This window comes from Mesotoga sp. Brook.08.105.5.1, assembly GCF_002752635.1.
GTDB lineage: Bacteria > Thermotogota > Thermotogae > Petrotogales > Kosmotogaceae > Mesotoga.
In genome coordinates this window covers 1-17,374 of record NZ_AYTW01000045.1, presented here as the reverse complement: position 1 = coordinate 17,374, position 17,374 = coordinate 1, and the positions used below count along the sequence as shown (strand labels likewise).

Sequence of the window (17,374 nt, the reverse complement as noted above, 5' to 3'; positions counted from 1 at the left end):
GGGATTGATTTGAAGAAGGCAGTACTTGTGTTTTTATTGGTTCTAGTAAGCATGTTTGTTTTTGCCCAGAAAGTAACCCTGCAAATTGAGGGTTCCGCAGTTCCTTACTACATTCCCATCTACATGGGAATAGAGCTCGGTTATTTTGAAGAGGAAGGTCTTGAAGTAGACTATCTTTTTGGGAGCGCCTCAGACATCATAAGAAACGTAGCAGTTGGAAATGTTGAATTCGGGTTCCCCAATGGTGAACCTGTCATAACGGCAAGAGCTCAGGGAATACCTGTAAATGTTATTCATACTACCTACCAACACGGACTCGGCTCAACTATCTTCCTTAAGGAAAGCGGTATTGAAACACCCCAGGATCTCAAAGGGAAGAAAGTGGCAATAACAGGTTATGGAAGCCCCAATTATGTGCAGCTACAGATACTTCTGAAGAAGAACGGGCTTTCACTGAATGACATCCAGCTTGAGATTGTGGGAACCGAAGCTATCGTTCCGGCTCTCGTAAACAAGAGAGTAGATGCAATTTGCTTCTCGATGCTCAGAACTTTCGAACTAAGGTATCAGGGAATCGAAGTAGATGAATTCAAGTCAGACGAGTTCCTTCCTTCATTCGGAAACGTCGTGGTAACCGGAGACAAAATCCTGAATGAAAACAGGGATCTGGCTGTTAGGTTCACAAGGGCTTTGAGCAGAGTAATGGCCTATCTCTCAGATCCAGATAACATGAAGGAAGCCACTGTAGTGGCAATCGCGAAGTATGCGCCAACATATATTGGCAGAGAGGAATACATGGCCGACATACTTTCCGAGATCTATGCGGGTTACCTCTGGCAGAGCGAAGATACCGAAGCCTTTGGATTTGGATTTGGAAACGTTGAGAGATGGCAGCAGACTATTGACATAATGAGAGAGTACGATCTGATAACCACAGATGTCAACGCGGCCGATTTCGTAGTACCAAGACTGTAAACTAAATCTTCGGGTAAGGAGGAAGGATTTTGAAAAAGAAGATCAATTCAAGACTAATGAGCTTTTTATTTCTTGTGGCTGTATTGGTTGTGTGGAAAGCAGTGGTCACGATTTTCAATACTCCAACACATATCCTTCCTCCGCCTGAAGATATTCTCTTCAAGTTCATTGAGTTGGTCAAGAACTCCGTTTTGCAAAAGAACTTCTTGGCAACGCTCGAAGAGATAGCTATAGGCTTCAGTTCCGGAGCGGTGATTGGAATAGTACTTGGATACGTTCTTGCGAAGGTAGAGATTCTCGAGAAGGCGCTCTCCCCTTACATACTCATATTCCAGACTGCTCCAAAAATTTCTCTTGCCCCACTCTTTGTTTTATGGTTCGGGCTTGGAATATTGTCAAAAGTGGTTCTTATTGCTCTCGTTACTCTGTTCCCTGTGATGATAAACATGATACTCGGTGTAAGATCAACTGAAAAGAACTACTACAACCTGATGAAGGTTTTGAAGGCAAGTCGTCTTCAAGTTATGTTCAAACTTGAACTCATGAACTCGATGCCGTATCTGATGACTGGATTGCGTGTTGCCCTTGTGCTGTCGATTACGGCTGCAGTTATAGGAGAAATGATGGGTTCAAAGGCCGGGCTTGGATTTCTTCTGATTCTCGGGAACGAAATGTACGATATAACTTTACTGTTGACTGTAATCATTGTAATTAGTCTTCTCAGCTTCTTCCTGGATATTGGAATGAAGAAACTGCAGGAAAAACTGCTGTTCTGGCATGAATCGGCGGCAAAGTGAAGGAGTTAGCTTGAGCGGTCTCGAATATCTAGTATCGGAAGAAATAGATAGGGTATCGAAATTCACCTCGACAGATGAAGGAGTTACTCGTCTTCCCTTCACAAGGGAAAACAGACTTGCCCTTGAGTATCTGGCGAAAAGGTTGAGTGAAGTTGGAAAGAGAGTCTATGTCGATAGAATGGGAAACATCTTGACCTCCAGCGGGAGAGAAAATCGGAGAAATGACAAAGTAGTTTTCTGTTCTCACTATGATTCGGTTCCAAGTGGCGGCAGATATGACGGAACTGCGGGCGTTGTATTTGGAATCCTACTTCTGAGTCTTCTAGGAAAGGCCGAGGGCGAACGTATTGAATTATGCGCCTTCAACTGCGAAGAGTCCTCACTGTTCGGCCGGGCATCGTTGGGATCGGTGTTCTTCCTCAAGGGAGAAGAAGCTTTGGGGGACTATGAAACATTGATCGGGGAAAAAGTATCCCTGACTGAACTAATGGAAAAGGCGGATTTTCAGAGCTTTTCACAAGTTGAAAAGCCGTTTGTTGAAGAAGGAACAAGATTCATCGAAATACATGTGGATCAATCAAAAGAGTTATCAAAGAAAGCCTTGGATCTTGCATTTGTTGAGAAGATTGCCGGTCAAAGGAGACTCAGTTTCACTTTCAAAGGTGAGACCAATCATTCGAGCCTTATGAATCTCTCGGCAAGAAGAGACTCGCTTCTGGCTTCAACTTCTGCCATATTAAAGGCAAGCGAGTTGAGCAAGCTAATGTCTTCAGAGGAGGTCGTTGGGACCGTAACAAGGCTAGTTAATACTCCAAATGTAATGAATATGATTCCTGGAGAGACCGAGACTACCGTAGACATAAGAGGTTTCTCAGTTCGTTCTCTCGAAGAATTCAAAGGCTCTCTGACAGATTATTGTAGAGCCGTATCCGAAGGGGCTGCTATAGAATTCTCTTCGTCGGAGCTCTCCGCTATGGATCCCGCGACAATGGACAGCGCTTACTTCGAATACCTCCAAAACAGTTTGACAGTTAAGGGACTTTCTTCTACAAGAATGAATAGCATAGCCTGGCACGACATTGCGGAGGTTTCGAAGTATTTCTCATCTTCTCTTATCTTGCTGCCAAATCCTACGGGAGTAAGTCATTCACCAAGAGAGGCGATGGATCTAACTTCATTCTCCAAACTACTTAATGCGATGCTAGAAATCTTTGGAGGTTCACATGCTTCTAATTAGAAATTCAAATCTCGTAGATTGGAGAAGATCCAGCAGGACAACCTATGACATTCTGATCGACGACGGTGTGATAAAGAAGATAGATACAAGAATTGACTGCAGCGATGCAGACATCATTGAAGCCAAAGGACTTGTTGCAATAACTGGAATAGTAGATCCCCACGTACACTTGAGACAACCGGGGTATGAGTGGAAAGAAACTCTGGAAAGCGGCGTCCTGGCAGCGACCTCCGGCGGTGTTACCTCACTGTGTGCCATGCCTAATGTAATGCCCTGCCCGGACTCAGTTGAAAACTATCATTATGTCAGGTCCTTTCAAAACGATACGGTTATAAGAGTTCTGCAGTCCTGTTCAATAAACCAAAACCTGTCAGGCAGGCGAAACAACTGGAAAGAGCTTTATGAAGCCGGCGCAATAGTATTCACCAATGACGGTCTTCCCGTAGATCGAAATAGCGACATGGCCGCTGTTCTATGGTTTTCAAAAGAAACAGGTGTCCTGGTAGCCGAACATCCCGAAATTCCGGAATTTGACAAAAGTTTGGGAAACACAGAGCATGCTGTCATTTGCAGGGATGTCATCCTTAACGAGAGGATCGGCGGTAGGCTTCATCTTCAGCACGTCAGCCTAGCCAGTTCAATTGATTTTCTCAAACGAGCAAGAGAAAAGAACATCAGATTCACAATAGAAACGTGTCCCCATTACTTCATAGAAACCAGCGAGGGGCTGTCCGACGGCTTTTATGAGGTCTATCCACCTATAAGAACAGCTGATGACTTAAAAGCGATCAGATGGGCAATAATCTCCGGTTTGATAGATATTATTGCTTCGGATCACGCCCCACACACATTAGAAGAAAAAACATCTGAAGTACCTGCTAGAGGCTTTTCGGGAGTAGAACTACTTTTTCCGCTCTCGTACACTGCCCTTGTCAGTGAAGGGCTTCTCTCTCTACAAGCATTGACTAAGATTCTTACATTTAATTCTTCGAATCTCTTGGGAATAAACCCCGCTTGTTTTGAAGAGGGAGAACGAGCCGACATCATCCTTTTTGATCCCAATGAGTCATGGATTGTCGAAGAGTCCTCTATGTATTCAAAAGGGAAGAATACTCCCTTCCTGGGGAAGAAACTAGATGCGAAGGTTAAGTATACCATAGCCTCTGGAAAAATAGTCTACCCCTTCATTGGAGATTCAGTATGAATGTTGTGAATGAAAAATGCGAAGTGATAAGAAACGAAAGGGTTAGTTCCGACGGGCATGTACTGGTTCTTAATTCTAGAGATATCTCCCGACAGACCCTCCCCGGACAGTTTGTTGAAATCGGTTGTTATGGAGAAGATATGATTTTGAGAAGACCATTTTCCGTCTTCGATGTCTCAAGTGAAAGCCTATCCCTATTCATAAAGATTATTGGAAAGGGGACAAAATGGTTGAGTGAACTCAATTCCGGATCTATTGTTGATCTCATAGGACCGCTGGGAAATGGATTCACCGTGTCTAGCAACACTAGATCGCTTCTGATTGGTGGGGGATGCGGAATTGCTTCACTGAATCTTCTTTCTCGAAGGCTATTTTATTCAGACTGTAACACGGACACTATTTTCGGTTTCTCAAAACCCGAGGAGATCCCTCGAGAAATCATCGAAGGATTTCAGAAGAGAGCAAACAGAGTTTTAGTTACCGTTGACAAAGGACCTTACCCCATCATCGGAAACGTTGTTGATACGTTGAAGGAAATTGATCTTGAAAACTACGACAGATTCTACTGTTGCGGCCCAACAAGAATGTTGAAGGCGCTTGAGCCCTTTCTCTACAAGAGAGAAGTTGAGGTATCTCTTGAAGCACATATGGCATGCGGCATCGGGGTCTGTTATGGCTGCACTATCAATACAAAACACGGTAGCAAGCGAGTCTGTCTAGATGGACCGGTTTTCAAAATGGAAGAGGTTGAATGGAATGAAATGTAATCTGAGAGCAAATCTTGGACGTATAGGCATTTTGCGTACTCCCATAATCATTTCTTCAGGGACCTTTGGACTGTCCAAACCGTATTTTGACCTTCTGGAATCTGAATATGTCGGAGCGGTGGTAACAAAGACGATCACTTTGAACCCGAAGGCGGGTAACGCTCAGCTGAGAATCCTCGAGGGTCCTTCCTCAATGATAAATTCGGTCGGCCTCGAAAACCCCGGCGTTCTCAGTTTTATCGAAGACTACAAAGACGGGTATGGAAAACTGGAAATTCCAGTAATAGTTAGTATAAGCGGAAATTCAGTATCTGAGTTTGTTGAGATAGCTGACAGACTTAATGATATCGATGGGGCAACCGCCATAGAACTAAATCTTTCCTGCCCGAACGTCGATTCAGAAGGGCTTTCTTTCGGGTCAAGCCCTGAGAGAATCGGCAATGTCGTATCTGAATGCAGCAAGACCAGCAAATACCCGCTGATCGCTAAACTCAGCCCTTTCCAATCTATAGATGCTTCCTTCGCCAGAAGTGCAGAAAAGGCAGGGGCATCGGCAATATCGCTGATAAATACTGTGCCAGCCATGAAGATTGACATAAACAGATTCAGATCTGCATTAGGTGCCCTATCCGGTGGAATGTCAGGGCCTGCGATCAAACCAATAGCGATTAAGATGATCTATGAAATCAGCAGAGAAGCAAACCTTCCTTTAATTGGAATGGGAGGTATCTCCTCAGGAGAAGATGCTGTTGAGTTCATTATGGCAGGTGCAGGCGCAATATCCATTGGAACCATGAACATGGTAAATCCGGGTCTGCCCAAATCCATCGTCGAGTTCATAGAGACCTTCATGAAAATCCATTCACTATCTGGAATACATGAGATCACTCAAAGATTTATCCAAAGAAACTCTTGACTTTGGCGACGTACTGTCTTGCCCTCTCCTCTATCTCTTCCGGAGTCCCCTTAGTCAGATCGGATCCTATACCAACAGCGGCGGTGCCTGCCTTAAACCATTTGTCGATATTGTCTAGACTGACCCCTCCGGACACTACGCAGAGAGCGTCGGGGAACGGTCCTTTCAGAGATTTGACAAAAGATGGGGAAAGAACGTCGCCAGGAAAGACTTTAACCATAGAACAGCCGAGCCCTGTGGCCTTGACATACTCAGTAGGCGTCATTATCCCCGGAAGGTAAAGCGTCTCGAGAGCCCTTGACCGTATTGCAAGCTCTTCGGACAAGTGGGGACTTACCACGTATTCTGCGCCGCTCTTAACCGCTATGTTAAACTGTTCGTCAGTGATAACCGTTCCAGCTCCAACGTAAGCCCCCTTTATCTCTTCAGAGAGAATCGATATAGCCTTCGGTGCGTCTGGAACCGTGAATGTTATCTCGAGGATCTTTATGCCACCTTTAAAGCAGCTCCTCCCTATCTCTACACATCTATCGACACTATCGCTTCTTATAACAGCCATTATCTTCTCTTGCAGAATGATATTCTTCACTCCAACCCTCCATTCATAGTGTTCAAAGAACGATTCTTCCAAAAGACTTGAGAACAGTTAGCGCCCTCAACGTAATTATAGCAACCCATTCATCCCATGACTTGGCCATTTCTCCGTCATAGAAGCTCTTGGACCAGGTGGGCTTGACTTTGCCATGCGTCTGAAACTCCCTGATATAGTACTCGATATTTTCTTCAATCAGATTCTGATCGATGCAGAAAAACTCGTCAGGGGAGGACACGAAGTCAAGCGGTTTGGCCACATACTCCGTCCTCCATTCTTCTTCATCCTTGCTCACAAGAGAACATACGGCTTCAGACAGCTTTGGCATGAGCTTGGCAGCCGTTTCTTCTTCAAGCTGTCTATAGAGTCTCACAAAACAGAAAACTTCGTGAAAGGAACCGAACTCGTCTTTGCTTTCAAGATATTCGATCGCCTTTAGGATAAGCATGTCTGTATCTAGACTTGTGTACTCCCTGTATCTGTGCAGATACCCAATTAATTCAGCGGTCGGGTTTCCCCAATTCGCATCAATCGCACACATTCCCTTTTCTTCGTCGTACTCCCACCACGGAGCGTGCGGATGATCGTTGACGGCTTTCGGAACTGCAAACCATCCCTTCCGTTCGGGAACATATGTGTTGTCAAGGTATTCAATTGACTTTGAGATAATCCCCTTTGCGAGAGGTACCTCATCGAAATCTCGCAAATATTGAAGTGCTATACTTGTCGCCATTGGAGATGAAGCTGGTAGTCTGAAATCCGGTTCTATTCCGTTTCCAAAACCTCCATCCAAATTCTGATAACCGGCGATTTCCTCGACAACATCATTTGCCGGGCCATCCATGAAATGGTACGAAAAGAGCCTTCTTTCCAATTCTCTTCCACTCTCGAGAATAAAGTACTGGGCTCTTCTCAAAGGTTCCTTTTCAAGATAGAGCATCTCGAATACCCCCTTTATGTCCTCATCGTTGCCGACTGTGAACTCCCAAAACTTTCACGATCTCGAAGCTTGCTCCCAAAGGGCTGACCAAAACAGATTGCTTCTCCAGAGAAATGGTGACTGCTTATGGTCGACCAAATTGCCAAATCACTGATTAATATCAAAACGTCGAGCTTTCAATACCTTCTCTTGGTGACAGATCACTGCCAAAGTGAGTGTCGGATGCAATCGCTGCACCTGCCCAAGCTCAAGTCTCTAGATGGGCCGCCTGGTTTGAAAACATGAAAGCCACGGTTGTAGTCGCACCCAATCTCACTTCTTGCTGACCGTGTCCTCATCTCACTCATTCTCCGTGCTCTCTAAACATTCGCCGGAGGATCCTAACTCTCTCTGCATTATCCCTCTCATATCCGCGCAAGAGTGGCGGGTCACCAATCTGTCAGTCGGCTATGATCTATCAAGTCAACCAAGTTCACCTTTTCAAAAACCACTCGGCGAGATTCTCGTACAGCTCTCCTCTCCCTGGAACGGGACCTTCAAGCTCACTGTTCCAGAACACATAAGAAAGACTGTGGGCCAGAATCAACACCGGAACATCATTTGTCCAGATCCTGTATGCACCCAGATAATAAGGAGTCCGACTTGCCCAATCAGGTTCTATAGCGGCTCTTCTCAAAATCCTAAAAATCTGCTGGTTCAGATAACCGACTTCCCATCCCGTACTCAAATCATGTTCGTATTCATTGGTCCAGGGAGCAATTTCAGGGTACTCGAAAGCCTGAACTCGAAGGTAGGCCAGCTCGTAATTCGCACCGTTGATGTCGCGAAGAAGGGTGCCCCAATCAAGCTTTTCGACTTCAAGCTTCACCCCTATTCTATCCCAGCTTCTTCTTAGTTCCTCAAGCAATTTCGTCTCAACTCCATGATAGATCTTAATCTTCAAAGTAATGCCATTAGGATAGCCAGAATTTGCAAGAAGACTCTTCGCCCTTTTCGGATCGTATGGGAGATCCACTATCTGAGCCTCCAGTGTCTTGAAGAGTGCTGTTCTTGGATCGATAGGAATGAACGTCTTCATGGAATTCGGAATAGCTTCGAGAAGCGATTCATAGTTTAGAGACATCTTCATGGCCTGTCTTACCGCCTTCTCCGCAAGCAATTCGTTCCTGTGGTTTATCAAAACAACATGATAAGTACCGTCCGGAAAGCTTCCCGAAGTGAAGGTTTCTGATGAAGATAACCTTATAAGTGCTTCGTTCTCCTCAGGTCCGTTGAAAAGCAGATGGAGCTCACCCCTTTCGAACATATCGATCCTGTCTGAAGGTTCCGCCACCTCGACAAGCCTGATCTCATCAAGGAGACTCTTTTCAGGCCAATTATCGAAAACGAGAGGGAACAGGTCGTCGCCAGATTCTCCGTGCCAGTTCGGATTCCTCTTGAGAACAATGTTGCCCTTCACACTCTTCTGATCAAGAAGAAACGGACCCGAAGATGCTTCTAGAGGAGGTTTGTCCATCTCATGACTTGTCTTGAGGTTTTCGGGGGCAATTCCTAGCTTGTCTTGATAAACATGTTTTGCAAGAATCCCCGTCCTCAGGGAGTTTATGAATTCCGGATATGCCGAAGTGAAACTGAAAACCACCGATTTGCTGTCTATTATCGTCAGCCCTTCATATCTAGGATCGTTAAGTGTTTGAAATAACGGAGAACTATCCGTATTGCGCCACGCTCTAACCGAATACTCTATGTCTGCAGTGGTTATAGGAGTGCCGTCATACCAGAAAATGTCTCTCCTCAACTCGATAAACAGTTGCGTGTTCGAGCCTCTCCATTCGAACTTCTCTACGAGAGAGGGGCTCAACTCGTCACCGCTTGCCAATCTGAATAGCGGATCCTGAATCGCAAACGTTACCCAAAAATCCCCTTCTGAAAGCTCAAACCCCGGCAAGAAGCTGAAAGTAGTATCCACTGGGAGGTAGATCGTACCCCCGGCAACCTCAGCGTAAGTGAACTCATCACCTGTCTCTCTTACTTTCAGAACCGCTGTGAAAGAACTTGAAACGAACACGAGTATGAGAATAGCCAGACTAAATCTTCTCACCGCAACCTCCAGAAACTTGTGTATTACCTCCATTATATTAGATGAAGAGAATTCAGTTTTGTTCGGAACAGGCAGGGGCTTCTGAAGAACGTGCCAGCAGGTGACGTTGGGGAAAGAACCTTGAAAAATAGTTGGTGGTGGATTGTTCGTTGTTGGTAAGAGTACAAATAGCCAAAGAGAGACTCCAGAGCAAGGATCTATTCTTAGTTCCAGAGCGAGTACCTGTTCTTCGTTCTTGGGCAAACCATACTCTCCAAAAAATAGAAAAATGTGGAATGCATAGGTGTCAAGCAAGTATCTTGGATCTCCAAAAGCCTAGCAGAGCTCTTTAATTACCTCTCGAGAGCTCATCATTACCCATTAGTTAGGGAGCCAAAAAGAAATCACATTATGCTCCTTCTCCTTTGGCAGTATAACTGTATTTGGCTCTTGATGATCCTGATCTTAAATCCTCCCTCAAGGGAGGACCTAAGATCATCATCCAAAGAACTTGATAGGTCTTGAAGCTCTGCTCGGAGAACGGTGAACCGTTGATGGTTGACCTGAGAGGCCTCCTGCGAAGCGGTATCACTTCCCCGGACGTTTCTCCGGGCATCACTTCCTCGCGCTAGCGAGCCTCACTTCCAGCGATGCTCTTCGCCGCATCACTTCCCCGGATGTTCTTTCGGGCCTCACTTCCTGCCAAAGGCAGCCTTGCGTCCTGGCGTGGTCTTCGCCAGCCTTGCGTCCCCGGACGCTTTTCCGGGCATTGCGACCTGGGCCGTTCTTGCCCAGCCTTGCGTCCCCAAATGCTTTTCTGGGCAATGGCTCTTCCCAGCATTCAGCGAATATCGGCTCTTCGGACGGCAGCTCGTTAACAGTGAACCTGAACCAGAAAGTTTCTGCAGTTTTTGTTTTTGACGATGAATAGTGTATATTCTACTTGTAGGACATCCTACATCATAAGAGAGGCGGTGTAGATGAAGGATATCGATCTTAACTATCATATTCATACTTCTCTTTCGGGAAAGATCCATAGCGAAATGAGAAACCTCATACTGAGCGGAGAGCTGAAGGCCGGCGAGAAGCTTCCTTCTGAACATGACCTGGCAAGAAAGCTCGGTGTGAGTAGAAACTCTCTAAGGGAGGCGATTGGTCTTCTTCAGAAGGAGGGGCTTCTCCTCAAAAGGCACGGGGTCGGCACTTTTGTTACAGACAGATACCCGATCATCAAGGGTGGTATAGAAAGGCTTTCAAGCATAGCGAGTTTCATTGAATCTCAAGGCCATTCTGCAAGAAGCGAGGTCATACAGTTCGAAGAGTGTGTGTGCGATGGAAGGGCCGGCGAGCTCCTTGAACTGGAGGAAGGGAGCATAGTATATCTTCTTGAGACTGTGAAGTACTCTTCCGAGATCCCGGTTGCTGTTTGTGTTGACGTGATCCCGAGATCATTCGTTTCTCAAATAGACCCGGAGAGAATTCAGGGTTCCGTCTTTGAGGGTCTTGGAAAACACTATAATATCGACATAAGATATGCAGAGTGTGATCTCATTCCTTTCAAGTCTGACGAAGGATTGTCAAGAAAGCTGAGGATCGACGTAGGCACTTCGGTGCTCTTGCTTGAGCAGATTCATTACGACGTTCAAGATAGAAAGGTTTTGTACTCGAAGAGTTATTTGCCATCAGGAAAGTTCACTTTCAAGCTCATCAGAAGACGTTAATACATTAGCTCAACAGGGGGTGTGGCGAAATGAGGAAGCTCGTACTTGCGATCGTTCTCTTACTGGGTGTCGTTCTTTCGGCTACTACGCTCGAAGTTCTGTGGATGGGGTGGCCGCAAGATCAGGTCATGCAGGTGATCAACGCGTTCAAAGCTGCGAATCCGGGAATCGATGTGGACATTCAGCTCGTTCCTTTTGGCCAGCTATTTCAGACAATTGAAGTCCGTTTGGCCGCCGGAGACGGTACTCCCGACGTTTACATCGTAGACGGACCCAATACCGCTTCTTACGCGGCAAGAGGTTATCTTCTCCCTCTCGACGAGCACTTTTCCGAAGAAGAGATGGCAGCCTGGTTCGATGCCTCCATAGAAGAGGGCAGTTATCATGGAACATTCTACTCCGTACCTTACGGAACTTCTTCCGCAGGTCTCTTCTATAACAAGGCTATCTTTGAAGAATATGGTATCCCCTTTCCTCCGGAGAGTCTTGAAGAGAGGCTGACGTGGGAAGAGGTTGCTGAAATTGCCAAGCAGCTTACAAAGGACACGAACGGAGACGGCATAACAGATATCTGGGGCCTGGTAATTGAGCAGATAGACAGACCCTATCTTATCTTCCCTATGGTTCAGTCTCTCGGTGCATCAGTACTCTCTGACGATGGTTTTGTCTCACAGGGATACATCACTTCAGATGCTTTTGTGGAAGGCTCGACGTTCTACTGGAAGCTGTTTAATGAATGGAAGGTAAGCCCTCAAGGTCTAAGTGACTCGGCTATCTCACGAGAGTATTTCGGAACCGGAAGAGCAGCAATGATGCTGGGGAACGAGTGGAACATAAGAAGAATGCTCCAATATCCCGATCTAGATTACGGACTCTCCCCCTTCCCATACTTCGATGGCGGAGTTGCGGTAACTCCTACGGGCAGCTGGCATGTCGGAATCAACTCTAAGACGAAGAAGCTCGATGCGGCCCTTGCTTTCACGAAGTTCATAACTGGTAAAGACGCCGTGATTACATGGCACAATCTAAACGGAATAGCGCCTGCTAGATCCGATGTTTACGAAGCACTCCCCCAGGTATTCGACAACCCCATGTGGCAGCTGTTTATTACTGAGATGGAGACAACGGCAGTTCCGAGGCCGCGAACACCGGGTTATTCTCAGTATGAGCTCATGCTCAGAGAGGCATTCAACTCAATTCATTATGGTGCCGACCCGAGAAGCACGCTTGAGGAAGTCGCGGCAAGAATAGATAGAGAACTTAGAAGATACAGATAATCGATTTTGGGATCGTACTTGACCTTAGGGTATTCCGGATGGTGTGCTGATGTTTCGAAACAATAAAGTGGCATGGCTTTTCGTTCTCCCCGCGCTCGCATTCTTAGTCGTTTTCAAGATCTGGCCTATAGGTGTTTCAGTTATTGAGAGCCTCACCACGACTAGCTTCACAGGGGTAAAGTCATTCGTGGGATTCGAAAACTACGAATATCTCTTCAAATACGATCCCGTTTTTTGGAAATCGTTCTCCGTTACCCTAATCTACTCGATAGTTGTCAACCCGCTGATCGTGCTGACATCGTTATCAATGGCACTGCTTCTGAACTCAAGCCATTTCTTCACCAAGTTTTTCAGAACAGTTTTCTTCTTGCCTGCGGCGATTTCATTCGCGGTCGTTTCGGTGATCTGGATGGTTATGCTTGATCCCTACAACGGACTGGCCAACAGCTTCTTAACCATGTTTGGCTTCAAACCCCAGCCCTTCTTCGCCTCTCCGAATCAGGCTCTTTGGGGGCTTGTCCTGCTGAACGTATGGAGAAGTTCCGGTTACTGGATGATGTACTTTCTTGCTGGACTGCAGAACATTCCGGAAACATTGTACGAAGCGGCTGACATTGACGGAGCTTCTACATTCAGGAAGACGTTCAGGATAACTCTCCCATTGCTAACGAGAACCATATCGTTCGTTCTCGTTGCAAATACCGCTTTCAACTTCCTGAGCTTCGCGCCGGTTTACATAATTACCAAGGGTGGCCCCATGGGTTCGACCAACCTTCTCATGTACGAATCCTACAAGAGCGCCTTCGTCAATCTCGACATGGGAAGGGCCTCGGCCATTACCACGATCTTGCTTGGTATTATCCTTCTATTCAGTTTCCTCGAGCTGCGATTCACCAGGGCTCGATTCGAGTATTGAGGTGGAATCATGAAGAAAAGAAGTCCGTGGAAAACTCTAGTTCTATTCGCCATTCTAGGCATAATAAGCCTCTTCTTCCTGATCCCGCTTATATGGGTAATCGCATCTGCGTTGAGGCCAGCCAGCCCACTCTATGAATATGCAAACCCCCTCACCTGGAGAACTTTCGTTCCTACTAATCCTACGTTAGAGAACTTCGTTCACATATTCGTAAACCTGAACTTTGGGAGAGCCCTTATGAACAGTCTCCTCGTCTCAGTCTCAACGATTCTCCTAACAATTCTTGTGGCCTCAATGGCAGGATTCGCGCTCGCTAAATTCGAGTTCAGGGGCAAGGCGGTCCTTTTCACAATAGTCCTGATAACCTTCATGGTTCCCTTCGAATCGATTGTCATACCCCTCTATATCCTCATTAAGCAGCTGCGGATAGACAACACATACTGGGCCCTGATCCTTCCCGGTGTCGCCAACGGCCTCGCTATCTTCCTGTTCAGGCAGTTCTTCTCCGAAGTGCCTTCAGAGATAATGGAAGCGGCAAGGATTGACGGTGCTTCCTGGTTCAGGATCTACTGGAAGATAGCTATTCCATTGAGCGTACCGGCAATAGTGACCGTGATTGTTATGGTATTCATGTTCCAGTGGAACTCATTGTTCTGGCCTCTTGTAGCAACCCATTCAAGCAGATTCGAAGTTGTGCAGGTAGCCATAGCGGCACACAGATCAACAGAAAACACCAGCTGGGCGAACTTATTCAGCTCGGCCATCGCCGGAAGCCTTCCGCCGGTCATTCTCTTCCTCTTCCTCCAGAAGTATTTCGTTCGGGGGATAAGCGGAACTGGATTGAAAGGATGATTATATGGACACTTCAAAAAACGCAAAGAATCACTTGCAGATTTCTGCCAGCTCTCTCCCGGAGACAGCTCTTCTACCGGGCGATCCGGCTAGAGTCTATGAGATAGGAGAGTACTTGAGCGATGTCGAAGAGGTTGGAAACAACAGGGATTACATAACGATTACCGGCAAATACAAGGAACTGCCGATCACAGTATGTTCAAGCGGAATCGGAGGCCCTTCGACTGAGATCGCCGTAGTTGAACTCAACAAACTTGGAGTGAATACGATAATTCGCGTTGGAACCTCCGGAGGATTGGCGCCTGATGTGAAGCCAGGAGATCTTATGGTTATTTCAAGCTGCATAAGATACTCCGGAACTTCAAACCTCTTCATCCCGGAGAATTTCCCGGCTGTGGCGGATTATCTACTGCTCATGGCACTGGTTTCTGCCTGCGATGATTCCGGTGTAAACTACCACGTAGGCATGGGGCTTTCACTGGATTCCTTCTATGCTACAAAGCCCGCTCTTCTGAGAGAAAACTTCCCATCTACGATACACGGAAAGCTGGAAGAATGGATCGCCGCCGGTGCTCTTCAACTCGATATGGAAGCGGCGACTTTATACGTTCTTTCTTCTCTCCTGAAGATCAAGGCCGTAACTATCTGCACTGTCGGATCGAACATACCGAAAGGGGAGAGGCCGGACCCGCCTCCTTCAAATGAGAATGCGATTAGGGCAGCATGCGAGGGGGCCTTGAAGTACAACAACTGGCACGAAATCTCAATCAGGCGGGGAAAGAACTTCACTCTCCCCCCGATTGCCGATCAGGGGTGAAGAACTATGAGTGAGAGACTGACAGGAAAAACGGCACTGATTTTCGGGACCGGGAGAGTTGGAGGCTCGGCCGCCAGAGCCTTTGTAAACGAGGGCGCGAAGGTCATTATACTGGATAGAGACGAAGATAAGCTTGAAACGCTTAAGGAAGAGCTCGAGCAAACGAAAAGAGGATTCTGCTCGACGATATGCGCAAACATAGACAATCAAAAAGATGTGGACGAGATCTCCAATCTGATTGAAGAGAATACATGGAAGGTAGACATCCTTCTTAACTGCCCCGCTTACATATTCAGGGCGCCTTTTCTAAACCACCCAATTGATGAGATTGATCGACAGTGGCATATAAACGTGAGGATAGTGTTCATGGTAAGTCAGGCAGTAGCAAAGATGATGGCAAAGAACGGTGGTGGAAAGATTATCAATCTGGCCTCGGTCGGAGGGCTCTTTCCAGAGAGGGAACACGCTGGCCACTGCGCTGCCAAGGCTGGAATAATAGCTATTTCGAGGGTGATGGCCCTTGAACTCGCTTCACTGAACATTCAAGTGAACGTAATTGCACCAGGCCCAACTGAGACCATTCCTTTTTCGTCGCCTTTCTATTCACAGCATCCAGAAGTTCTGAAAAGAATAGAAGAAAGAACCCCTGCCGGAAGAATAGGACATCCCGAAGACCACACCGGCCTCATGGTATTTCTTGCATCGGAGGAATCAAACTGGATAACTGGCCAGGTTATACTTTCAGACGGAGGACTGGGTTTAGTTTAGAGTTGGAAGGATTTGACAAATCAAAACGCCCCGGGTCGACTCCGGGGCACAATTATTTTAGTCTGAAAGAACTAGAAGTGTTGAAGCACAAATGGTGTAGTCTTTGAAAGATCTTGACCATTGTAGCTGTTCGTCGCCTTCACTCTGCCAAACTCGATCATCTCCCTGAAATCACTCTTTCCACCAACTACAGAGGATAAGGTCTCAATATCACATTCGAGATCATAAGAATCGGAACGAGAGAAGCAGAGCTCGCCATCCTTCATACACATTTCGAAGACACCGTTGTTCCACGAAGCCTGTTTATCACTTATCTTTATGCCGACCCGCATGTCTGGTGCGTTTATCTTCAGACCATTTAGCAACTCCAGATCGACGATCCGGATCATGGTTCTCAAAATGATATTCATCTCCGAGGGCCTATCGCTTAGATATGGCCAGAGAACAAAATCCGGAGGAAGATATGCGTGAACATGACCTATCTGAAGAGAGAGTCCCTTCAAGAAACGGAACATTGCATGTCTGGTGACTATATCATCCGCGAGGAACATCGTAACTACAAACTTCAGCGATCTGTCCTTGTCAAAGTTGTCGTACAGAAAAACATAGCGAAGCATCCCTGTGGTCTTTCCTTCTTTCTTGAATTTCACGAATTTCTTCGAAACATCCTCATCGGTTCTGAACTCGAAATCATTCTTCCACATTTCGCCGTCTCTCAGAATCATAGTGTAATGACTGCTTGCATAATCGTTATAGAACTCTCTAATATCGCTGTCTGCATCTTCCATCTCTTCTGTATTCACTTCGCAATACTGCTCAGGAACGTTAATCATACCCGGAGAGAATTTAACCCTGAGCATCGAATCAAACTCCTCCCATCCCAGCTTTCTGTAGAAGCCGGCATTGAAAGGGTATAGTAGCGAGACTGCCTGCTTTTTCTCCCTCATAGTCTCCAGTGATCTTTCCATAAGGAACTTGACGGCACCCTTGCCCCTGTATAGAGGACTTGTGCAAACGTTCCCAATTCCACACATCGCAACGACTGAATCTCTGAGTCTCATCTTCAAAGAAAGCAGAAGATACTCGGCGGCAAGAGTAGAACCGTCATAGGCCCCAATAGGGTCTCTTAGATCGTCATCGAAGACTTCACTTGCATGTTTCGACGCTGATCTCATCCAGCCGCCAGGAATCCCAAAAGAAAACCTCATAAGATCAAGATAGTCCTTCACACTTTCGATCCTTCTATACTCAAACATCCTCTCACCCTCTCCGGAAGTAGTGTAAAAATGATAGCATATCGCGGGTAGCAGATAGCGGGCTGGAAAGAGCGAATATCAGTTGCAGGATGCAAGTTTAAGAAAAAAAGATCGGGGTCGGGGGTTGCAGGTTAGAGGTTGGAAAGAGCGGAATAAGATGCAAGGCTGGCTTCGCCAGGAAGTGAGGCTCGCTGGCGCGAGGAAGTGATGCCCGGAAGGGCATCCGGGGAAGTGATGCTGGCGCTTTCGCACCAGGAGG

General features: G+C 46.5%; 16 protein-coding genes. 12 read left to right on the top strand and 4 right to left on the bottom strand.

Features of this window, described 5'->3' with window-relative positions:
* The first annotated feature begins 9 nt into the window (after nt 1-9).
* Genes V512_RS12650 through V512_RS12625 form a run of 6 tightly spaced genes read left to right on the top strand, consistent with a single transcriptional unit; the run spans nt 10 to nt 5,896 of the window.
* Complete coding sequence (locus V512_RS12650) at nt 10-975, top strand: ABC transporter substrate-binding protein (RefSeq protein ID WP_099830819.1); 966 nt, start codon at nt 10-12, stop codon at nt 973-975.
* 29 nt (nt 976-1,004) lie between these two features.
* Nucleotides 1,005-1,772, top strand: a complete 768-nt coding sequence (locus tag V512_RS12645; protein WP_099830818.1) for an ABC transporter permease — start codon at nt 1,005-1,007, stop codon at nt 1,770-1,772.
* A 10-nt stretch (nt 1,773-1,782) separates the two neighbouring features.
* Nucleotides 1,783-3,009, top strand: a complete 1,227-nt coding sequence (locus V512_RS12640) for a hydantoinase/carbamoylase family amidase (protein ID WP_165775402.1) — start codon at nt 1,783-1,785, stop codon at nt 3,007-3,009.
* Nucleotides 2,996-4,213 (top strand): dihydroorotase, encoded by a 1,218-nt coding sequence (locus tag V512_RS12635; protein WP_099830816.1) that lies wholly within the window; start codon nt 2,996-2,998, stop codon nt 4,211-4,213. The genes V512_RS12640 and V512_RS12635 overlap by 14 nt, the downstream gene beginning before the upstream one ends.
* A complete protein-coding gene (locus tag V512_RS12630) occupies nt 4,210-4,980 on the top strand; it encodes a dihydroorotate dehydrogenase electron transfer subunit (RefSeq protein ID WP_099830815.1) in 771 nt (256 codons plus the stop codon). The genes V512_RS12635 and V512_RS12630 overlap by 4 nt, the downstream gene beginning before the upstream one ends.
* A complete protein-coding gene (locus V512_RS12625; protein WP_165775401.1) occupies nt 4,970-5,896 on the top strand; it encodes a dihydroorotate dehydrogenase in 927 nt (308 codons plus the stop codon). Before V512_RS12630 ends, V512_RS12625 begins: the two co-directional genes overlap by 11 nt.
* Here V512_RS12625 and V512_RS12620 read toward each other — a convergent pair.
* From V512_RS12620 to V512_RS12610, 3 genes are all read right to left on the bottom strand, one after another.
* Entirely contained in the window at nt 5,877-6,485 is a 609-nt protein-coding gene (locus V512_RS12620; protein WP_099830813.1) for a bifunctional 4-hydroxy-2-oxoglutarate aldolase/2-dehydro-3-deoxy-phosphogluconate aldolase, read from the bottom strand. The genes V512_RS12625 and V512_RS12620 overlap by 20 nt on opposite strands.
* A gap of 22 nt (nt 6,486-6,507) precedes the next feature.
* Nucleotides 6,508-7,428, bottom strand: a complete 921-nt coding sequence (locus tag V512_RS12615; RefSeq protein WP_099830812.1) for a hypothetical protein — start codon at nt 7,426-7,428, stop codon at nt 6,508-6,510.
* Nucleotides 7,429-7,900: 472 nt separating this feature from the next.
* Nucleotides 7,901-9,529 (bottom strand): ABC transporter substrate-binding protein, encoded by a 1,629-nt coding sequence (locus V512_RS12610; RefSeq protein WP_099830859.1) that lies wholly within the window; start codon nt 9,527-9,529, stop codon nt 7,901-7,903.
* 959 nt (nt 9,530-10,488) lie between these two features.
* Here V512_RS12610 and V512_RS12600 point away from each other — a divergent pair.
* Genes V512_RS12600 through V512_RS12575 form a run of 6 tightly spaced genes read left to right on the top strand, consistent with a single transcriptional unit; the run spans nt 10,489 to nt 15,859 of the window.
* Nucleotides 10,489-11,229: a GntR family transcriptional regulator gene (locus tag V512_RS12600; RefSeq protein WP_099830810.1), complete on the top strand. Its 741-nt coding sequence runs from the start codon at nt 10,489-10,491 to the stop codon at nt 11,227-11,229.
* Between the two features lie 29 nt (nt 11,230-11,258).
* Complete coding sequence (locus tag V512_RS12595) at nt 11,259-12,506, top strand: ABC transporter substrate-binding protein (protein WP_099830809.1); 1,248 nt, start codon at nt 11,259-11,261, stop codon at nt 12,504-12,506.
* A gap of 49 nt (nt 12,507-12,555) precedes the next feature.
* Entirely contained in the window at nt 12,556-13,422 is an 867-nt protein-coding gene (locus tag V512_RS12590; protein ID WP_099830808.1) for a sugar ABC transporter permease, read from the top strand.
* A 9-nt stretch (nt 13,423-13,431) separates the two neighbouring features.
* Nucleotides 13,432-14,274 (top strand): carbohydrate ABC transporter permease, encoded by an 843-nt coding sequence (locus tag V512_RS12585; protein WP_099830807.1) that lies wholly within the window; start codon nt 13,432-13,434, stop codon nt 14,272-14,274.
* A 4-nt stretch (nt 14,275-14,278) separates the two neighbouring features.
* Nucleotides 14,279-15,091 (top strand): nucleoside phosphorylase, encoded by an 813-nt coding sequence (locus tag V512_RS12580; RefSeq protein ID WP_099830806.1) that lies wholly within the window; start codon nt 14,279-14,281, stop codon nt 15,089-15,091.
* Between the two features lie 6 nt (nt 15,092-15,097).
* Complete coding sequence (locus V512_RS12575) at nt 15,098-15,859, top strand: SDR family oxidoreductase (RefSeq protein ID WP_099830805.1); 762 nt, start codon at nt 15,098-15,100, stop codon at nt 15,857-15,859.
* A 71-nt stretch (nt 15,860-15,930) separates the two neighbouring features.
* Here the strand turns inward: V512_RS12575 and V512_RS12570 are convergent, their stop codons facing one another.
* On the bottom strand, nt 15,931-17,115 hold the full coding sequence (locus V512_RS12570; RefSeq protein ID WP_099830804.1) for a GNAT family N-acetyltransferase: 1,185 nt from the start codon (nt 17,113-17,115) through the stop codon (nt 15,931-15,933).
* Nucleotides 17,116-17,374: the final 259 nt, after the last annotated feature.